We start from the raw sequence: 17,071 nt of genomic DNA on the forward strand, positions 1-17,071 counted from the left end.
CTGATGGCCAAGAAACCAGAAGAAACCACGACCCCGCCGCCCGCCGGTGCCGCCAAGGCAGGCAATGGCGCGCAGCCGTCGCTGAACGTACTTGCCCAGTACATCAAGGACCTCTCCTTCGAGAGCCCCGGCGCACCCGCCTCGCTGCGCGGTCGCGACAAGGCGCCCGGCATCAACATCAATGTCAACGTCAATGCGAATCCGATCTCGGAAACCGAATACGACGTGACATTGACGCTGAACGCGCGAGCGGGCGTCGAGAAGGACGTGCTCTTCAACGTGGAGCTGGTCTACGGCGGTGTCTTCCGTGTCGTCGGCTTCCCGCAGGAGCACATGCTGCCGCTCCTCTTCATCGAGTGCCCACGGCTTCTCTTCCCGTTTGCCCGTCAGATCATTGCTGACTGCACGCGCAATGGCGGTTTCCCGCCGCTGATGATCGATCCGATCGATTTCGCGCAGATGTTCCAGCAGCGCATGGCGGAGGAGCAGGCCAAGGCCAAGGTGCAGCCGAGCGGCACGGCCTGATCCTGATCAGCGAATCCCCTTCAAAAAGGCCCGGATCGATCCGGGCCTTTTTCGTTTGGCAGCATCTTTAACTGCCGATGGTTTCACGTGAATCGCTGGCTAGCTCGTCGCGGCCTCGTCGCGATAGCCGGGCTCAACCTCCAGCCAGATGGCGGATGAACCCAGCGTGGCGACGAGGGCCTGATGGGCTTGGCGGTCCGCCTCGCTGAGCCGCGACGCCAGCGGCCGTTCGCGAACACGGACCGTCGCTCCGACCATCTGCTCAACAGTCACCGTGGTCGTCTGAACCTGCACATCGAGGCTGAACGCAGCCTGCTTGCCACCCATGAGCTCGATATAGACTTCGGCCAGAAGCTCGGAGTCGAGCAACGCGCCGTGCTTTTCGCGGTGGCTGTTGTCGATGCCGTAGCGCCGACACAGGGCGTCGAGCGAATTCGGCCCCATCGGATGCTTCCGCCGCGCGAGCGCCAGCGTGTCGATCACCCTGCCCGGATCGACGGCCGGCATCCCAAGCCGAGCAAACTCGGCATTCAGAAAGCCGATGTCGAAATTGGCGTTGTGCGCGACGAGCATCGCCCCGTCGAGAAAAGAAACGAGATCCTCGGCGATTTGCGGGAAGGTCGGCTTGTCCGCCAGATCGGCATCGCTGATGCCATGAACGGCAAGCGCCTCGGGATTGACCGTGCGTCCCTGTGCATTGATGTACTTGTGGAATGTGCGTCCGGTCGGGAACTTGTTGACCAGCTCGATACCGCCGAACTCGATGATGCGGTCCTCGCGGGAATCGAGCCCGGTCGTTTCCGTATCGAATATGATCTCGCGCATCGATTCGCTCCTTTGTGCTCAGGATGCGTGTCGCCAGCGGGCGCGGCAAGCCTCAGCCGGCGGCTTCTCTGGACTTGCCCCCAGTCAATTCATCGACAATCTCGGCGACACGGCGGCGCGCCGCGTCCATGCCCTGCCCTGTATCGATGATATAATCCGCGCGCCGGCGCTTTTCCGCATCCGGCACCTGCCGGGACAGGATTGCCTCGAATTTCTCTTCCGTCATGCCTGGCCTGACTAGCACCCGTTCCCGCTGTACTTCGGCAGGGGCGGTCACGACGACGATTCGATCGACGCGATCCTCTCCGCCGGTCTCGAACAGCAACGGAATGTCGAGCAGGGCCAGTCTCGCGCCTTCCTGCCCGTGGCGTTCGAGGAACGCATCGGCATCAGCGCGTACCAGAGGATGCACGATCCGTTCCAGATCCTTCAGTGCATCTGGCTGGCCAAGCACCGCCTTCGCAAGCTTTTCCCGGTCGACCACACCGTCGTGAACGACGCCCGGAAAGCGCTTCTCGATCAGCCGCGCCGCCTTGCCGGCATAGAGGCGATGCACCGTCTCATCGGAATCGTGCACTGGGACGCCTGCGTCGCGGAACATACGCGCCGTCGTCGATTTGCCCATGCCGATCGACCCGGTGAGGCCAAGCACGATCATGAACGAGCTCCCTCTATGTCTGCGACGATGATCCCGCGAAGCCGGTCGGTCACCTGGGGACGGACGCCGAACCAGCGTTCGAACCCCGGAACGGCCTGATGCAGCAGCATGCCGAGACCGTCGACGGTCTTCAGTCCGCGCTTTGCAGCCGCCGCAAGAAGCGGTGTCTGCAGCGGCGTATAGACGATGTCGACGACCGTCGCGTTCGCCGGTAGTTGCGCAACGTCCAGCGGCATCTCGCCCTGCCCGTTGAGGCCGACGGAGGTCGTGTTGACTAAGAGGTCGCTCGTCGACGCCAGATCATTCGCATCCTGCCAGTGATGTGCTTGTAAGCCCGTTCCGAAACGCTCGGAGAGTTCCTCGGCGCGCGCAAAGGTGCGATTGACCAGCCGGATGTCGGCAATGCCTGCCGTCGTGAGCGCGTGAAGGATTGCTCGCGATGCTCCGCCCGCGCCCAGCACCAGCGCCGATTTGGCGGAGCGCCAGGATGAAGCGTGCACATCGAGATCGGCGGCAAAGCCTGTAGCATCCGTATTGCCCCCGCAGATCGCGCCGCCGTCAAGCCAAAGCGTGTTGACCGCGCCGATCGCGCGGGCCGCCTCGTCGAGCCGATCGACCAGCCGACACGTCTCTTCCTTGTGGGGAATCGTGACGTTGCCGCCAACAAAGCCGCTCTCCGGCAGGTTTCGTATGAAGCGTTCCAGGTCGTCGGGAGCGATGTCGATGCGTTCGTATGTGCCGGAAATTCCGTGACTTTCGAGCCAGTAGCCATGAATGAGCGGGGATCGCGAATGCGCGATGGGATGGCCGATGACGAAGGCCTTCATCGTCTCAGCCATCGATGGCCTGCATTTCGCGAAGCTTTGCGAGCAGCGGCAACAGCGGCATTCCGACGATGGTAAAGTGGTCGCCCTCGATCGTCTCGAAGAGCTGAATGCCTTCGCCCTCGATCTGGTAGGCGCCGACGCTCGAAAGCGCCTTTTCGCCGACATGCGACAGATGCCGGCCTATGAAGCCCGGATCAAGTTCGCGCATGGTCAGCCGCGCGACGCCGACATGGCGCCATAACACCTCTCCGTCCCGCATCAGGACGACGGCGCTGTTCAACTGATGCGTCCTTCCCGAAAGCGCCAGCAGACGGCGGCGGGCTTCCTCCATGTCGCGCGGCTTGTGCAGCACTTCATCGCCAAGCGACAGGGTCTGGTCGGTGCCGATGACCAGCACACCGGGGCGATCCTGGGAAACTTCGAGGGCCTTGGCCTCGGCAAGTATCAAGGCCAGGTCTTCCGGACCCACGCCCGAGTTGGCGACTGCGGCTTCAACTGCGCGCTCGTCGATCTGCGGCTTCTCGACCTCGATCTCGAGGCCGGCATCTTCAAGCATCTTCCTGCGAAACGGGCTGCCCGAGGCGAGTACGATGGCGTCCGACATGATGCGATCTCCTGTCCGGCGGGGGTTAACGTGTCTTGCCACGCAGCGCAACGATGGCCGCCGCGGTTTCCTCGATCGAGCGACGGCTGACATCGATGGTCGGCCAGCCGTGTCGCGCACAGAGCTGCCGGGCATAGGCAAGCTCCTGTGCAATGACGGTGCGGTCGACATAGCTCTGCGAGTCGTAGCCGACCGAACTGCCCAATATTCGGTTCTGGCGGACATGGGAGATGCGTTCGGCGGTTGCGATCAGCCCCACGACAAGCGGGCGCTTGGCATAGATGACACTTTCGGGAACGGGTACGCCCAGCACGATCGGGATATTGGCAGTCTTGATACCGCGATTGGCGAGATAGATGCTGGTCGGCGTTTTCGATGTCCGCGATATACCCATCAGGATGACGTCGGCCTCTTCGACATCATTGATGAGCTGACCGTCATCGTGCTCCATGGTGTAGTTGAGCGCATCGATGCGGCGGAAATATTGCGCGTCCAGAACATGCTGCGCGCCGACGCGGCGTCCCGCAGGTGCCCCTAGATAGGACTGGAACACCGCCAGCACCGGCTCGAGCACCGAGACGCAGGGCAGGCCCATCGCAGCGCATCGATTGTCTATGAGACGTCCGAGTTCCTGATCGACAACCGTGTAGAGGACGATGCCCGGCGTTTCGTCGATCTCACCGAGCACCTTGAGAAGCTGCTTTTCCGTGCGGATCAGAGGATAGATATGCTCGATCGCGCGCGCATCCTTATATTGCGCAGCAGCGGCACGGCCGGCCGCGAGCAGCGTTTCGCCAGTCGCATCCGAGATAAGGTGAAGGTGGAAGAAGCTCTGCGGTTTATTCACAGCCCGGACCGGCCCCTGTTGGCAATTGTGGATACCGGGCAGAGTTTTCCCGCCGGGCGGAGCCGGACTGTATCAGACCCCCGTTCATCCACAATTCACCCTACGCTGGAGATCGAAACGATGATGTGCGTTAGATTGGGGAAATCAGCCGGTTGTTCAGCATGCATGACCGGACATGCGAATCCGGCAGCGCTGCAACATATTGATTCCAAAAGGCGATCGGGAGCTATCCGGGTAATTCACAGGCCTGTATGAAAATCCGCTGCGTCGCTTTGCGCGTTGAGTTTTCACGGCTGCAGGTGGACAAGCCGTAATTGCCGATTCCAACAGAGTCATAGAATCAAAAGATTCTCTTAAAGATTCTTTCTTTATTTCAGGCGCCAATCCGGAGAGGACCAGTATGACCGAAAAACGGATCGTCATGGACGTGCTGCGGGGAGAAACGGTCTTCCCTCCTCCCATCTGGATGATGCGTCAGGCTGGCCGCTATCTGCCGGAGTATCGCGAGACACGGGCTCGAGCCGGAAGCTTCCTCGATCTCTGCTACAACCCCGATCTGGCGGTGGAGGTAACCCTTCAACCGATCCGCCGCTTCGGCTTCGATGCTTCGATCCTGTTCTCCGACATCCTTGTTGTCCCGCATGCGCTTGGCCGAGACCTGCGCTTCGAAGAAGGTCGCGGCCCCTTGATGACACCGATCGAGCCCGATGAAATCGAGCGCCTTGAAGGTGCTGGCTTTCATGACCACCTTGCGCCGGTCTACGAGACCGTGCGCAGACTGCGGAGCGAGCTTCCTGCCGCCACCACGTTGCTGGGCTTCTGCGGTGCGCCATGGACTGTCGCGACCTACATAATTGCCGGCCACGGGACGCCGGACCAGGCTCCAGGACGGCTGTTCGGATACAGGCACCCGGAAAGCCTGCGCAAGCTCCTGGAGACACTTGCAGACCGGTCGGCAGACTATCTCATTCGCCAGATCGATGCGGGAGCTGACGCTGTCCAGATATTCGATTCCTGGTCGGGCGTGCTCGATGAAGCCTGCTTCGAAGCCTATTGCATCGAACCGGTAGCTCGAATGGTGAAGCGTGTTCGAGCGGTACATCCGAAAACGCCCATCATCGGCTTTCCGAAAGGTGCAGGTACGCTCTACGGGTCATATCGCTCGAAGACGGGCGTTGATGCCCTCGGTCTCGACTGGAGCGTTCCCTGGAGCCAGGCGTTGTCGCTGCAGGCTGAAGGCGCCGTGCAGGGCAATCTCGATCCGTTGCGGCTGGTTGCCGGCGGCAAGGCGCTGGAAGATGGTGTTGCTGCCATCCTGCGCAGGCTTGGTGACGGTCCCCTGGTCTTCAACCTTGGGCACGGGATAACGCCCGAAGCACCGATTGCACACGTCGAAGCGATGGTCCGGATGGTGCGGGAGGCGAGATAATGACCGAACCGCAAATGAAATCCGAGGCTGGCCCGGCCATGCGGGCGGCAGGCGCTCTGGCGATAGCGGCTGCGCTGGTGGCGCTGCTGTTCTGGCTCGATCCCGTCGCGCTTTATCCGTGGGTCAAGGCCGCCCACGTGATCGCTGTCATTTCGTGGATGGCGGGGATGCTCTATCTGCCACGGCTGTTCGTCTATCACGCCGAGGCCGAGCGGGGCTCGGACAAGTCCGAGACATTCAAGGTTATGGAGCGCCGGCTTCTGCGTGCGATCATCAATCCGGCGATGGTGGCAACCTGGGTGCTTGGGCTCTGGCTGGCCTGGCGAGGCTTCGGATTCGTGGGCGGCTGGCTGCATGCAAAGATCGCCGCCGTGCTTCTGCTTTCCGGCGTGCACGGGTACCTTTCGGCCTCGGTGCGGCGCTTCGCTGAAGATCGCAATGAGAAGCCAACCCGCCATTGGCGCATCGTCAACGAGATCCCGACTGTGCTTATGATCGTAATTGTGATCCTCGTTGTGGTGAAACCCTTCTAAATCGGGAACGGAATTCCCATATTGCGCTTTGGGAGGAGGGACGCTAAGAGTCACATCCTCTCTCCCCGCATGGCGTAGTGCTTTCTGTCTTTCCAGGCGCGTCCCGCGCTCACTCTCGCCCCGCACCCCCTCCTGTTGCCCATTCCAGAGTCCGCATCATGCAGGAAATGAAACTACAAGAGCTGAAAAGCAAAGGTCCTACGGACCTGATCGCGTTCGCCGAATCGCTCGAGGTCGAGAATGCCAGCGTCCTGCGCAAGCAGGAGTTGATGTTTGCAATTCTCAAGAAGCTTGCGGCGCAGGACATCGAGATTATCGGCGAGGGCGTTGTCGAGGTGCTGCAGGACGGCTTCGGCTTTCTTCGCTCCGCCAATGCCAACTATCTGCCAGGTCCGGACGACATCTACATCTCGCCGTCGCAGATCCGGCGCTTCTCACTGAAGACCGGTGACACCGTCGAAGGCCCGATCCGCAGCCCGAAGGAAGGCGAGCGCTATTTCGCGCTGCTGAAGGTCAACACGATCAACTTCGAGGATCCCGAGAAGATCCGGCACAAGATCCATTTCGACAATCTGACACCGCTCTATCCCAACGAGCGGCTGCGTATGGAAACGGAAAATCCGACGACCAAGGATCTGTCGGCCCGCGTCATCGATCTGGTTGCCCCGCTCGGCAAGGGCCAGCGTGGCCTGATCGTCGCGCCGCCGCGTACAGGTAAGACGGTACTGCTGCAGAACATTGCGCATTCGGTCGCGACCAACCATCCGGAAGCATATCTGATCGTGTTGCTTATCGACGAGCGCCCGGAAGAAGTGACCGACATGCAGCGCTCGGTGAAGGGCGAAGTCGTGTCCTCGACCTTCGACGAGCCCGCGGTCCGTCACGTTCAGGTGGCCGAGATGGTCATCGAGAAGGCCAAGCGCCTCGTGGAGCATGGTCGCGACGTTGTAATCCTGCTCGATTCGATCACGCGCCTGGGCCGCGCCTACAACACGGTTGTTCCGTCTTCCGGCAAGGTGCTGACCGGTGGTGTGGATGCCAACGCCCTGCAGCGTCCGAAGCGCTTCTTTGGTGCGGCACGCAACATCGAGGAAGGCGGATCGCTGACGATCATCGCGACCGCGCTGATCGATACTGGCAGCCGTATGGACGAGGTGATCTTCGAGGAGTTCAAGGGTACGGGTAACTCTGAAATCGTGCTCGACCGCAAGGTCGCCGACAAGCGCATCTTCCCGTCGATGGATATCCTCAAGTCCGGCACCCGCAAGGAAGACCTGCTGGTCGCGCGTCAGGATCTACAGAAGATTTTCGTGCTGCGCCGTATTCTGGCCCCGATGGGAACCACGGATGCGATCGAGTTCCTGATCGACAAGCTGAAGCAGACGAAGACAAACTCGGACTTCTTCGACTCGATGAATACGTGATGTCAGCCGGTCGGCCTGCGAAGCAGGTCGGCCAGCTCGGCGCCGGAGCGAACCGGCGGCAAACAGCTCTGGCCGATACAGAGCCAGGCGCCTGGACGGGTGCTATCCAGAACCACTCCACCAGGCAATTCGACACGATCACTGGCGCCTTCCCCGACGTCTAGAAACGTGTCGGTTCTCAGAAAATCCGGGAAGCGATTCGCCTCCGTAACAAGCTTCTTCTTGTCGTCGTCGACAATGACCAGCTTTCGAGGCTGCCGAGCTTGTTCGGCTGAGTAAATGATACCGGCCTGTCCATAACGCTGCTGGGCGATCCGCCCCAGGGCTGCCTCGGCGGCGGTCACTGTGCGACCGTAGAGCAAGTCGTCCCCCGTCAGCATCGAGAGCCTTAGCATAGCCCGGATGGTCTGGGCCGTGGCGCTCGGCACTGCCTCGTCGACGTCCCCACGTATGCGCATCGGCACATCCACGGCGTCGCTCGCTGTCAGATAGTGCCCTTTGCCATCCTCGTCGGCGTGCCAGCGATCGAGCATCTCAAGCCAATCTCGCGCCTTGGCCGTATATTCTCTGCTGCCTGTCGCTTCGGACAAGGAGATGGCCGCATTGATCATCGCCGCATAGTCCGTCGACATACAGGGAAAGAGCCGGTCCTCACCGAGGATGGAGTGAGGAAGCCGGCCGTCAACGGTCGATTCGGCTACGCAATGAAATGCATCCTGCGCAAGTTCCAGCCAGTCGCTGCGCCCGAACACCCGAGCTGCGTTCGCGATGGCGGCGATTGCCTGACCGTTCCAGTCGACAAGCAGCTTGTCGTCGCGACCGGGACGGATCCGGTGCCCGCGTCGGGCTATAAGTCTCTGTTTCGCCTCAATAAAAAACGGGTCGGCGTCGGCTTCGCCAAGCGCGGGCGATGACAGCCGGTGCAATATCGGGTCGCCTTCCCAGCCTTCTGGTGCCGTCAGTTCATAGATGGAAAGAAAGCGCGCAGCGTCATCTTGGCCGAGCACCGCGTTCAGTTCCTCGCGGGTCCAGAGATAGAACTTGCCTTCTTCCCCTTCGCTATCGGCATCGAGGCTCGAAGCGAAGCCTCCTCCTGGCAATATCATTTCGCGTCGAAGCCAGCTAATCGTCTCTTCGATTCGGACACGAAACAGATCGCTGCCTGTTGCGCCGTAAGCCGCGGTGGCAAGTTCGATAAGCTGCGCATTATCATAGAGCATCTTTTCGAAGTGCGGCACCAACCAGCGGTCATCGACCGCGTAGCGGCATAGTCCGCCACCGATGTGGTCGTATATGCCGCCGCTGAGCATCATTTGAAGGCTGGAAAGGACGGAATCGCGGTGAGCCGGTACGCCGTGTTGCAGCCAGCTCGTCCATAAGGTGTACATAAAGGGCGCATTCGGGAACTTTGGCGCGCCGCGCAGGCCACCTTTTACCTGATCGATCGACGACTGGATCGATTCCGCTAGGGCAGGCAAAAGGCCTGCATCCATGGCGACGATGTCGGTGTTGGGCGCCAGCCTGGAGCGCACATGGTCTGCCAGGGCGCCTGCGCTTCGTGCGAGTTCGTCCCGCTTGTCGTCCCAGGTTCGCGCGACCGCTTCCAGAACCTGTATGAAGCCTGGCCGGCCGTAACGTGGTTCCTTCGGAAAGTAGGTGCCTCCCCAGAATGGCTGTCCGTCGGGAGTGAGGAAGATGGTCAGCGGCCACCCACCTTGTTCGCCCATGGCCGTCAAGGCCGCCATGTAGATCTGGTCTATATCTGGCCGCTCCTCGCGATCGACCTTGATGTTCACGAAAAGGCGGTTCATGACAGCTGCGACTTCGTTGTCTTCAAAGCTCTCATGGGCCATGACATGGCACCAGTGACAGGCGGCGTAACCGACTGAAAGCAGGATCGGCTTGCCGGCGCTGGCAGCTTCGTCGAGTGCTGCTCGCGACCAGGGCCGCCAATGTACGGGATTATCCTTGTGCTGCCGCAGATAGGGGCTGCTTTCGTGAGCGAGCAGATTCTGAGATAGATTCGTCATGATACACCGTTGCTGGCAGCGAAAGTAGGGCGCAGGCAGTGAGCCATCAATCCTTATTCCGCGATACGATCTTCGCCCTGTCGTCCGGCGGGCTCCCCTCAGGCGTCGCGGTGATCCGGCTTTCAGGGCCCCAAACGGTTGCGGTTCTCGCCAGCATAACTAAGGGCCGCGTCCCACCGCCACGCAAGGCCGCGCTCAGGGAGCTCGTCGACGATGACGGAGAACCGCTGGATCGTGCCATTGTGCTCAGTTTCCCGGGTCCGGCGAGCTTTACGGGAGAGGACTGCGCGGAACTTCATGTCCATGGAGGCAAGGCGGTCGTTGCGGCCGTACTGGAGCATCTGGGCGGGAAAGACGGCCTGCGCGCGGCCGAAGCGGGGGAGTTTACCCGCCGCGCGTTTCTGAATGGAAAGCTCGACCTGACCAGCGCCGAAGGCCTGGCCGATCTGGTCGCCGCAGAAACGGAGCTCCAGCGCAGAATGGCGCTGATCAATGCAGAAGGCGGCCAGCGTGACATCTACGACGGGTGGCGCAAGCGCCTGTTGCATGCTCGAGCAATGATCGAGGCGGAACTGGACTTTGCAGATGAAGGCGACGTACCGGGCTCTGTCGCCGCAGATGTCTGGACTGATATGTTCGCGATGCAGCAAGAAATTGCTAACCATATCAATGGTTACCATGCCGCCGAGATCATAAGAGATGGGTACCGGGTGGTGCTGTTGGGTGCGCCTAATGCGGGCAAATCCAGCCTGCTCAACGCCTTGGCCCGCCGTGACGTTGCGATCGTGACTGAAATTGCAGGTACGACGCGTGACCTTGTTGAAGTATCGCTCGACCTGGATGGGCTGAAGGTCATTGTCACGGATACGGCCGGGCTGCGCGATTCTTCCGACACGGTTGAGCGGATCGGTATTGAGCGAGCTCTCAGGGCTGCCGAGGAGGCGGACCTCGTCCTCAAGCTTAAGGATGGCTCACCAGATATGCCTGGCTTTGATCTGGCTGACCTTGAGAGCAAAGCGCTGTCGGTGGGGACGAAGGCCGATATTGCCCCACATCGTACTGGTGAGTTTCACCATATCGTTTCGGTGATCGACGGCGCCGGCCTGTCTGCTTTGGTTGAAGACATCGGACGGCATGCCAAGGGTGCTGTCTCCGCGGCGTCCGGCGTGCTTCCGTCAAGGTTGCGTCAGTTGGAGCTGCTTCGGTCATGCGGGCATCATCTCTCTCTCGCTGCCGGGGTGCAACAGGATCTTGAGAGCTGCGCGCGGAGGAGCTGCGTTTGGCAGGCGACGCGTTGGGGCGGATCACAGGTGCGATAGACGTCGAAGATTTGCTCGGCGTCATCTTCTCGGAGTTTTGCATAGGCAAATGACTCACGTGAAACACTGACTGGTAAGGCGAAACACTGACTCACGTGAAACATCGAGCCACTGCTCCCATAGAAATCGTTTCACGTGAAACCGCGTTGCGGCTTGACTTCGCCGGCGGTCGGGAACATCTGTTCGATCGACTAAAGAGACTGGATCATGACCGAAAACTTCGACGTCATTGTTATCGGCGGAGGCCATGCCGGCTGCGAGGCAGCTTCAGCCTCGGCACGGGTAGGTGCGCAAACCGCGCTCGTGACGATGAAACGCGATACAATTGGGGTGATGTCTTGCAATCCTGCCATTGGCGGCTTGGGAAAGGGCCATCTGGTTCGGGAAATCGACGCGCTGGACGGGCTTATGGGCCGTGTCGCCGATCGTGCCGGCATTCAGTTTCGCTTGCTTAACCGGCGGAAGGGACCGGCGGTCCGCGGCCCGAGAACACAGGCAGATCGCAAGCTCTATCGGCAGGCGATGCAGGAAGCCATTGCAAATCAACTAAACCTCGAAGTCGTCGAAGGCGAAGTTTTCGATCTGCAATTCCAGAACAATCGGGTCGCAGCCGTGGTTTTGGCCGACGGCCGACGGTTAAGCTGTGCGGCAGTTGTTCTGACTACCGGCACCTTCCTCCGCGGACTGATCCATATTGGTGACGAGCGCTTTCCGGCCGGCCGCATGGGCGAGGAAGCCTCTCTGGCGCTTTCTGCTACAATGAGCCGCCTTGGTTTCAAGCTGGGCCGCCTGAAAACGGGTACGCCGCCGCGCATCGACGGACGTACCATTGACTGGCAATCGCTGGACAAGCAACTGGCGGACGAGTATCCCGAACCCTTCTCATTGCTGACGGATTCGATCGACAACCCGCAAATTGCCTGCGGTGTAACGCGAACGACATCCGAAACGCACGACATCATCCGCGCTAACCTGTCTCGCTCTGCCATGTATTCGGGCTCTATCGAAGGCATCGGTCCGCGCTATTGCCCATCCATCGAGGACAAGATTGTCAAGTTTGGCGATCGCGATGGCCATCAGATATTTCTGGAGCCTGAGGGTCTGGACGACGACACCGTCTACCCCAATGGCATCTCCACATCTCTTCCCCGGGATGCGCAAGAGGCGCTCGTTGCGTCGATCCCTGGCTTGGAACGGGCTTCAATCACGCAGCCGGGTTACGCGATCGAATACGACCATGTCGATCCACGCGAACTCGAAACGACGCTCGAAACCCGCCGCGCACCGGGCCTCTATCTGGCCGGGCAAATAAACGGCACGACGGGCTATGAAGAAGCCGCGGCGCAAGGTCTCGTGGCCGGAATGAACGCTGCGCGCGCGGCGGGTGGCCTCGACCCGGTCGTTTTCGGAAGGGGCGATGCCTATATCGGCGTCCTTGTCGACGATTTGACCCGCCGCGGAGTAACAGAGCCCTATCGAATGTTCACGTCTCGGGCGGAGTTCAGGCTGTCGCTCCGCGCCGACAACGCCGATGAGCGACTGACGCCATTGGCCATCGATCTTGGCATTGCGAGTGAAGCGCGTAGCAAGCGATTCGGTCAGGCCCGCCACGAGTTGGAACGGGCACGGGAACTAGCGAAATCGTTGTCGATAACGCCGAATGAAGCAACGGGCTTTGGCCTCAATCTTAACAAGGATGGGCAGCGTCGAACTGCCTACGATCTTCTATCCTATCCCGATATGAGCTTGCAGCGACTGAGCGCAATCTGGCCGGAGCTTGGCACCATAACGGGCAAGACGGGCGAGCGGCTCGAAACTGAGGCCCGTTACGCAGTCTATCTGGACCGTCAACAGGCGGATGTCGCCGTACTGAAGCGGGAGGAAGCGCGAGCCATTCCGGATGGCTTGGATTTTACGATGCTACCCGGGCTCTCAAACGAGTTGAAGCAGAAGCTGGCGAACCACCGGCCGCGATCCCTGGCGGAAGCACAGCGGATCGACGGAATGACACCAGCCGCGCTCGCCATTATCATCTCTGCCCTACACCAGAACGATCATCGTGAGCGGGGCGCCGCGTGACGGGTAATCGCCTCGAAGAAATTCGTGAAGTTGCCGGAACAGTTTCACGTGAAACACTGGAGCGACTTGAGTCGTTTGAAGCAGAGTTTCGTAAGTGGTCTACGCGCATAAATCTCGCTGCCCCTTCAACGCTGGACGCACTTTGGAGCCGGCATATCCTGGACAGCGCACAACTCGCCGCGCTGAAACCGGGCGCGCTGAAATGGCTGGATCTTGGCTCTGGGGGCGGGTTTCCGGGTGCGGTGATAGCAATTCTTCTCCGAGAGCGCAGTGGGGCGAGTATCGAGCTCGTCGAAAGCAACCATAAGAAGGCAGCGTTTCTGCGAAGCGTGCTGGGCTCCCTCGGGGCCCCGGCAAAGGGTGAACATATGCAGGATCGAGCAAGCATCCGGCATTGGCGAAGGCGTGGAAATCGTCACCGCGCGGGCGCTGGCCCCACTTCCCAAGCTACTCGACCTGTCGGCGCATTGGTTGACAGGCGGGGCGACGGCTCTCTTTCACAAAGGGCGGGATTACGCGACAGAAATCGCCGAAAGCCGTGACGCCTGGCAATTCGATCTGATAGAACATCGGAGCAAGATCGATCCGACAAGCCGAATCCTCGAACTTTCGAAGGTTGAACTGGGTCGATCACGACCAGATATCGCCAACAAGCCTGTCCGGTGACTGTCCGCCATGACCGTGCATCCTCGCATCATCACCGTCGCCAACCAGAAGGGCGGCGTCGGGAAAACGACCACCGCGATCAATCTCGCCACTGCCCTGGCCGCCATCGGCGAGAAGGTGCTGATCGTCGATCTGGACCCGCAGGGCAATGCCAGCACGGGCCTCGGAATCGACCGGCAGGATCGTGCGGTATCCTCCTATGATCTGCTGGCCGGTGACGCCACGGTTGCAGAGGCGGCGATGCCCACGGCGGTGCCGGGGCTGAGCGTCATTCCTTCAACGCTCGATCTTCTCGGTATCGAGATGGAGATCGCATCGGCGCCGGACAGGGTTCTGCGCCTGCGCAACGCGCTGCGGCGTTCCCGCGAAACCGGCGTCGATTTCTCTTATGTGCTGATCGACTGCCCGCCATCGCTGAACCTGTTGACCCTCAATTCGATGGCAGCCGCCGATTCCGTCCTCGTTCCGCTACAATGCGAATTCTTCGCGCTCGAGGGTCTCAGCCAGCTCCTACAGACGGTCGAGCAGATCCGCAACTCGATCAATCCGGATCTGACGATACAGGGTATCGTGCTGACCATGTTCGACGGTCGCAACAATCTCGCCAATCAGGTTGTCGAGGACGTCAGGGCGCATATGGGCGACAAGGTCTATGACACGGTGATTCCGCGCAACGTTCGCGTCTCCGAAGCCCCGTCCTATGGGAAGCCGGCGATCCTCTACGATCTTAAATGCACCGGCAGTCAGGCCTACCTGCAGCTTGCCTCGGAAGTGATACGGCGTGAGCGGCGGCTTCGGGCCGCTTAAAAACAAGACTCGATTCGATGTCGAAATGATGCGGAATGAACATGAGTGACGATCCCTCCAGAAAACGGCTCGGCCGCGGTCTCGCCGCGCTGATTGGCGAGATGGACAAACCGGCGCAGCCGCAGGCCACGCCCAAGATAGGGGCGGATAGCCGCGTTCCCATTGAATTTGTTACTCAAAATCCGCGCAACCCAAGGCGTAACTTCGCCGAGGCGGAGCTTGCGGATCTTACGCAGTCGATCCGTGAACATGGAATCGTGCAGCCGGTAGTGGTGCGAACCGGCGCCAATGGTCGCTATGAGATCATAGCTGGCGAGCGCCGCTGGCGCGCGGCCCAGCGGGCGGGGTTGACCGAGCTCCCGGTAATCATCCGGGAAGTGGATGATGGGTCGCGCTTGAGCTGGCGATCATCGAAAATGTCCAGCGCGCCGACCTGAACCCGGTCGAAGAAGCTCAAGGCTATCAACAACTTATCGACGAGCACCACTATACGCAGGCCGATCTCGGTCAGGTGATCGGCAAGAGCCGTAGTCATGTCGCAAACACGCTCCGGCTGCTTAAATTGCCAGACGTCATTCGCGATATGCTCGTTGATGGCTCGCTGTCAGCCGGACACGCGCGTACGTTGGTGACAGCAGAGGATCCTGCTTCGCTGGCTAAGCAAATCATCGAAGAGGGGCTTTCCGTGCGCCAGGCCGAGGCACTGGCGCAGCAGCCCGCCCGGCCGCCGCAGCCCCCGACGCGCTCTAGCGCACCCGTCGAGAAGGACGCGGATACGCTCGCGCTGGAAAAGGCGCTATCCGACGTAACGGGGCTCAGGGTGACGATTTCCCATGGCCAGAAGGGCGGGGAACTGAAAATCTCGTACAAGACGCTCGAGCAACTCGACGAATTGTGCCGCAGGTTGCAGCGCTGACTTGTCAGCGCCGGGCGGCGCGCGCGGATTCGACCAGAAGCGCAATAAGCGCCTGCCGCGCCGTTGCCGTCGCAAGATCCGGTCGGCGGCGCGTTAGGAGTACTGCCGCCTGAAGTCTCTCGAGCGCCCGTGACAGAGCGGGCGCGGTCCAGCGCTGCAGCGCCGTTTCCACCAGCTTCCGCCTTGTGAAGAAGACCGGGGGCGAGCTGAGGCGACGACCGCGCCGGGCGCCTTGCCTGCGGAATCCATCTCGTTGCGCATCAGGCTGAGAGCCTGAAACTGCCGCATGGCGCCGGCCAGCACGAGAAACGGGTTCGTACCGGAGGAGATCAGGCGCGCGAATGCCGTGTCGAAGACAGCGGCGTGCCCGGACAGCACGGCGTCAATCGCGTTGTCGAGGCTCAACACTGACACGTCGCCCGTCATCAGGTTGATGTCATCGACGGTGACTTCGCGCGCGCCGTGGCAATAGAGCGCCAGCTTTTCGATTTCGCTTCGGGTCGCCAGGCGGTCGCCGCCGAGATTGGCGCGCAAGGCCTGGCGGCCCTCCATGCCGATGGTAAGCCCGTCGCGCGCCAGGACTTCGTCAATCACGGCGTCTATCGAACGCCCCTCATCGGCATAGCACGGCAGCGCCATCGCGGCCGAAGCACTTTCCACAGCGCTGCGGAGGGCAACGCCCTTCTTGAGATCGCCAGCCTCGATGAGAATGATCGAGTCGCGCGGTGGCGACGCGGCGAGGAACTTCACCTCATCTGCAAGTTGTTTTTGCGCGCCCGCACCCTTGATCCATATCAGGCGCTGGTCGGAGAACATGGGAACCGTGCCTGCCTCGTCCGACAACCTGCCTGGCGCGGCTTCGACCTCGCCTGCATCCAGCCTGACCGAAGAGAAGGGATCGTCGGTGTTAAGCCCGGTGGATGCCACAAAAGCCTTGGCGCGCTCGGATACGAGGCCGCGGTCAGGACCATAGATGAGCACGATCCGAATGTTGGGATCGGGACGCCTTAGCCACGAATCGACTTCATGCGCTTTCTTCTGAGCCATGCCGCTTGGCTACCACAGGTTTTGACGAAGAAAAGCCCAAACGGAACCCTCAGCCGTCTCGCGGCGTTATTGGTCACGATAAAGTCAGGAATATCACGGAGAACGACAATGTCAGACCAGAACAATATTGATCCGCGTCGCGTCGATCCCGGCCATCCGGACGGGCCGCGTGTCGCTCCGCGCTCGCCTTATACCGATCCCGCAGCTGATCCGCGCGTGGTCAACGAGACCGTCGTACACAACAGCAACGGTCGCGGCGGGCTGATCGCGGCAGGCGTTATTGCCGTGCTGCTCGTTATCGCCCTCATCGCCTTCAGCAGTGGGCCCGGGACGGATGCCGGCACGACCGCCGTTATTCCGGAGCAGCAGAATGAGCAGACTGCGCCTGCCCCGGCTCCTGAGGCAGCGCCGGCGCCGGCTGAGGAAGCAGCGCCAGCAGCCCCTGTGGAGGAAGAGGCTCCGGCTGCGCCGGCTGAAGAGCCTGCACCGAACCAGTAAGCGTACCGTGTAACCTTGCGTAAAATGAAATGGGCCG

At 60.9% G+C, this 17,071-nt stretch carries 13 protein-coding genes and 5 pseudogenes; 10 read left to right on the forward strand and 8 right to left on the reverse strand.

Annotated elements, in window-relative coordinates; genetic code table 11:
- Positions 1–3: 3 nt before the first annotated feature.
- Positions 4–525 (forward strand): protein-export chaperone SecB, encoded by a 522-nt coding sequence (gene secB, locus HK436_RS08045; protein WP_173188683.1) that lies wholly within the window; start codon positions 4–6, stop codon positions 523–525.
- Positions 526–624: 99 nt separating this feature from the next.
- Here the strand turns inward: secB and dnaQ are convergent, their stop codons facing one another.
- The 5 genes from dnaQ to HK436_RS08070 are packed head-to-tail and all read right to left on the reverse strand — an operon-like array spanning position 625 to position 4,286.
- A complete protein-coding gene (gene dnaQ / locus HK436_RS08050) occupies positions 625–1,350 on the reverse strand; it encodes a DNA polymerase III subunit epsilon (protein ID WP_173188685.1) in 726 nt (241 codons plus the stop codon).
- A gap of 52 nt (positions 1,351–1,402) precedes the next feature.
- Positions 1,403–2,008 (reverse strand): dephospho-CoA kinase, encoded by a 606-nt coding sequence (gene coaE, locus HK436_RS08055; RefSeq protein WP_173188687.1) that lies wholly within the window; start codon positions 2,006–2,008, stop codon positions 1,403–1,405.
- Positions 2,005–2,847 (reverse strand): shikimate dehydrogenase, encoded by an 843-nt coding sequence (locus HK436_RS08060; protein WP_173188689.1) that lies wholly within the window; start codon positions 2,845–2,847, stop codon positions 2,005–2,007. The genes coaE and HK436_RS08060 overlap by 4 nt, the downstream gene beginning before the upstream one ends.
- The gene (locus HK436_RS08065) at positions 2,840–3,439 is read right to left on the reverse strand and encodes a Maf-like protein (protein WP_173188691.1); all 600 of its coding nucleotides are present in this window, start codon (positions 3,437–3,439) and stop codon (positions 2,840–2,842) included. The genes HK436_RS08060 and HK436_RS08065 overlap by 8 nt, the downstream gene beginning before the upstream one ends.
- 25 nt (positions 3,440–3,464) lie before the next feature.
- Positions 3,465–4,286: a pyruvate, water dikinase regulatory protein gene (locus tag HK436_RS08070; RefSeq protein WP_173188692.1), complete on the reverse strand. Its 822-nt coding sequence runs from the start codon at positions 4,284–4,286 to the stop codon at positions 3,465–3,467.
- Between the two features lie 400 nt (positions 4,287–4,686).
- On the opposite strand from HK436_RS08070, the gene hemE reads away from it, so the two are divergent.
- From hemE to rho, 3 genes are all read left to right on the forward strand, one after another.
- Entirely contained in the window at positions 4,687–5,715 is a 1,029-nt protein-coding gene (hemE, locus tag HK436_RS08075) for a uroporphyrinogen decarboxylase (protein ID WP_173188693.1), read from the forward strand.
- 14 nt (positions 5,716–5,729) lie between these two features.
- A complete protein-coding gene (gene hemJ / locus HK436_RS08080; RefSeq protein WP_376769154.1) occupies positions 5,730–6,248 on the forward strand; it encodes a protoporphyrinogen oxidase HemJ in 519 nt (172 codons plus the stop codon).
- Between the two features lie 158 nt (positions 6,249–6,406).
- Positions 6,407–7,672 (forward strand): transcription termination factor Rho, encoded by a 1,266-nt coding sequence (rho, locus tag HK436_RS08085; RefSeq protein ID WP_173188697.1) that lies wholly within the window; start codon positions 6,407–6,409, stop codon positions 7,670–7,672.
- A 2-nt stretch (positions 7,673–7,674) separates the two neighbouring features.
- Here rho and HK436_RS08090 read toward each other — a convergent pair whose 3' ends face one another.
- Both HK436_RS08090 and HK436_RS32940 read right to left on the reverse strand, forming a co-directional pair.
- On the reverse strand, positions 7,675–9,165 hold the full coding sequence (locus HK436_RS08090; RefSeq protein ID WP_312860586.1) for a thioredoxin domain-containing protein: 1,491 nt from the start codon (positions 9,163–9,165) through the stop codon (positions 7,675–7,677).
- A gap of 99 nt (positions 9,166–9,264) precedes the next feature.
- A pseudogene (locus HK436_RS32940) lies at positions 9,265–9,702 on the reverse strand (thioredoxin domain-containing protein); the annotation flags it as partial.
- Between the two features lie 38 nt (positions 9,703–9,740).
- On the opposite strand from HK436_RS32940, the pseudogene mnmE reads away from it, so the two are divergent.
- The 5 genes and pseudogenes from mnmE to HK436_RS08115 all read left to right on the forward strand — a co-directional run bounded on the left by mnmE (position 9,741) and on the right by HK436_RS08115 (position 15,489).
- Positions 9,741–11,074: pseudogene (gene mnmE / locus HK436_RS08095) on the forward strand (tRNA uridine-5-carboxymethylaminomethyl(34) synthesis GTPase MnmE).
- A 154-nt stretch (positions 11,075–11,228) separates the two neighbouring features.
- Positions 11,229–13,100, forward strand: a complete 1,872-nt coding sequence (mnmG, locus tag HK436_RS08100; protein WP_173188701.1) for a tRNA uridine-5-carboxymethylaminomethyl(34) synthesis enzyme MnmG — start codon at positions 11,229–11,231, stop codon at positions 13,098–13,100.
- Positions 13,097–13,766: pseudogene (gene rsmG / locus HK436_RS08105) on the forward strand (16S rRNA (guanine(527)-N(7))-methyltransferase RsmG). Before mnmG ends, rsmG begins: the two are co-directional and overlap by 4 nt.
- A gap of 9 nt (positions 13,767–13,775) precedes the next feature.
- Positions 13,776–14,573: a ParA family protein gene (locus HK436_RS08110; RefSeq protein ID WP_173188703.1), complete on the forward strand. Its 798-nt coding sequence runs from the start codon at positions 13,776–13,778 to the stop codon at positions 14,571–14,573.
- A 41-nt stretch (positions 14,574–14,614) separates the two neighbouring features.
- Positions 14,615–15,489 (forward strand): annotated as a pseudogene (locus tag HK436_RS08115) (ParB/RepB/Spo0J family partition protein).
- Positions 15,490–15,493: 4 nt separating this feature from the next.
- Here the strand turns inward: HK436_RS08115 and holA are convergent.
- Positions 15,494–16,536 (reverse strand): annotated as a pseudogene (holA, locus tag HK436_RS08120) (DNA polymerase III subunit delta).
- Positions 16,537–16,644: 108 nt separating this feature from the next.
- Between holA and HK436_RS30410 the strand changes: the two are divergent.
- Positions 16,645–17,034, forward strand: a complete 390-nt coding sequence (locus tag HK436_RS30410) for a hypothetical protein (protein WP_194248448.1) — start codon at positions 16,645–16,647, stop codon at positions 17,032–17,034.
- Positions 17,035–17,071: the final 37 nt, after the last annotated feature.

Source organism: Neoaquamicrobium sediminum (assembly GCF_013240295.1).
In the GTDB taxonomy this organism is placed as follows: domain Bacteria; phylum Pseudomonadota; class Alphaproteobacteria; order Rhizobiales; family Rhizobiaceae; genus Aerobium; species Aerobium sediminum.

Coding starts and splice junctions, on each gene's coding strand:
- HK436_RS08090 (WP_312860586.1), bottom strand. CDS start 9,165: ATGGATGCAGGCCTTTTGCCTGCCCTAGCGGAATCGATCCAGTCGTCG.
- hemJ (WP_376769154.1), top strand. CDS start 5,730: ATGAAATCCGAGGCTGGCCCGGCCATGCGGGCGGCAGGCGCTCTGGCG.
- hemE (WP_173188693.1), top strand. CDS start 4,687: ATGACCGAAAAACGGATCGTCATGGACGTGCTGCGGGGAGAAACGGTC.
- HK436_RS08065 (WP_173188691.1), bottom strand. CDS start 3,439: ATGTCGGACGCCATCGTACTCGCCTCGGGCAGCCCGTTTCGCAGGAAG.
- rho (WP_173188697.1), top strand. CDS start 6,407: ATGCAGGAAATGAAACTACAAGAGCTGAAAAGCAAAGGTCCTACGGAC.
- HK436_RS08110 (WP_173188703.1), top strand. CDS start 13,776: ATGACCGTGCATCCTCGCATCATCACCGTCGCCAACCAGAAGGGCGGC.
- mnmG (WP_173188701.1), top strand. CDS start 11,229: ATGACCGAAAACTTCGACGTCATTGTTATCGGCGGAGGCCATGCCGGC.
- HK436_RS30410 (WP_194248448.1), top strand. CDS start 16,645: ATGTCAGACCAGAACAATATTGATCCGCGTCGCGTCGATCCCGGCCAT.
- coaE (WP_173188687.1), bottom strand. CDS start 2,008: ATGATCGTGCTTGGCCTCACCGGGTCGATCGGCATGGGCAAATCGACG.
- secB (WP_173188683.1), top strand. CDS start 4: ATGGCCAAGAAACCAGAAGAAACCACGACCCCGCCGCCCGCCGGTGCC.
- HK436_RS08060 (WP_173188689.1), bottom strand. CDS start 2,847: ATGGCTGAGACGATGAAGGCCTTCGTCATCGGCCATCCCATCGCGCAT.
- dnaQ (WP_173188685.1), bottom strand. CDS start 1,350: ATGCGCGAGATCATATTCGATACGGAAACGACCGGGCTCGATTCCCGC.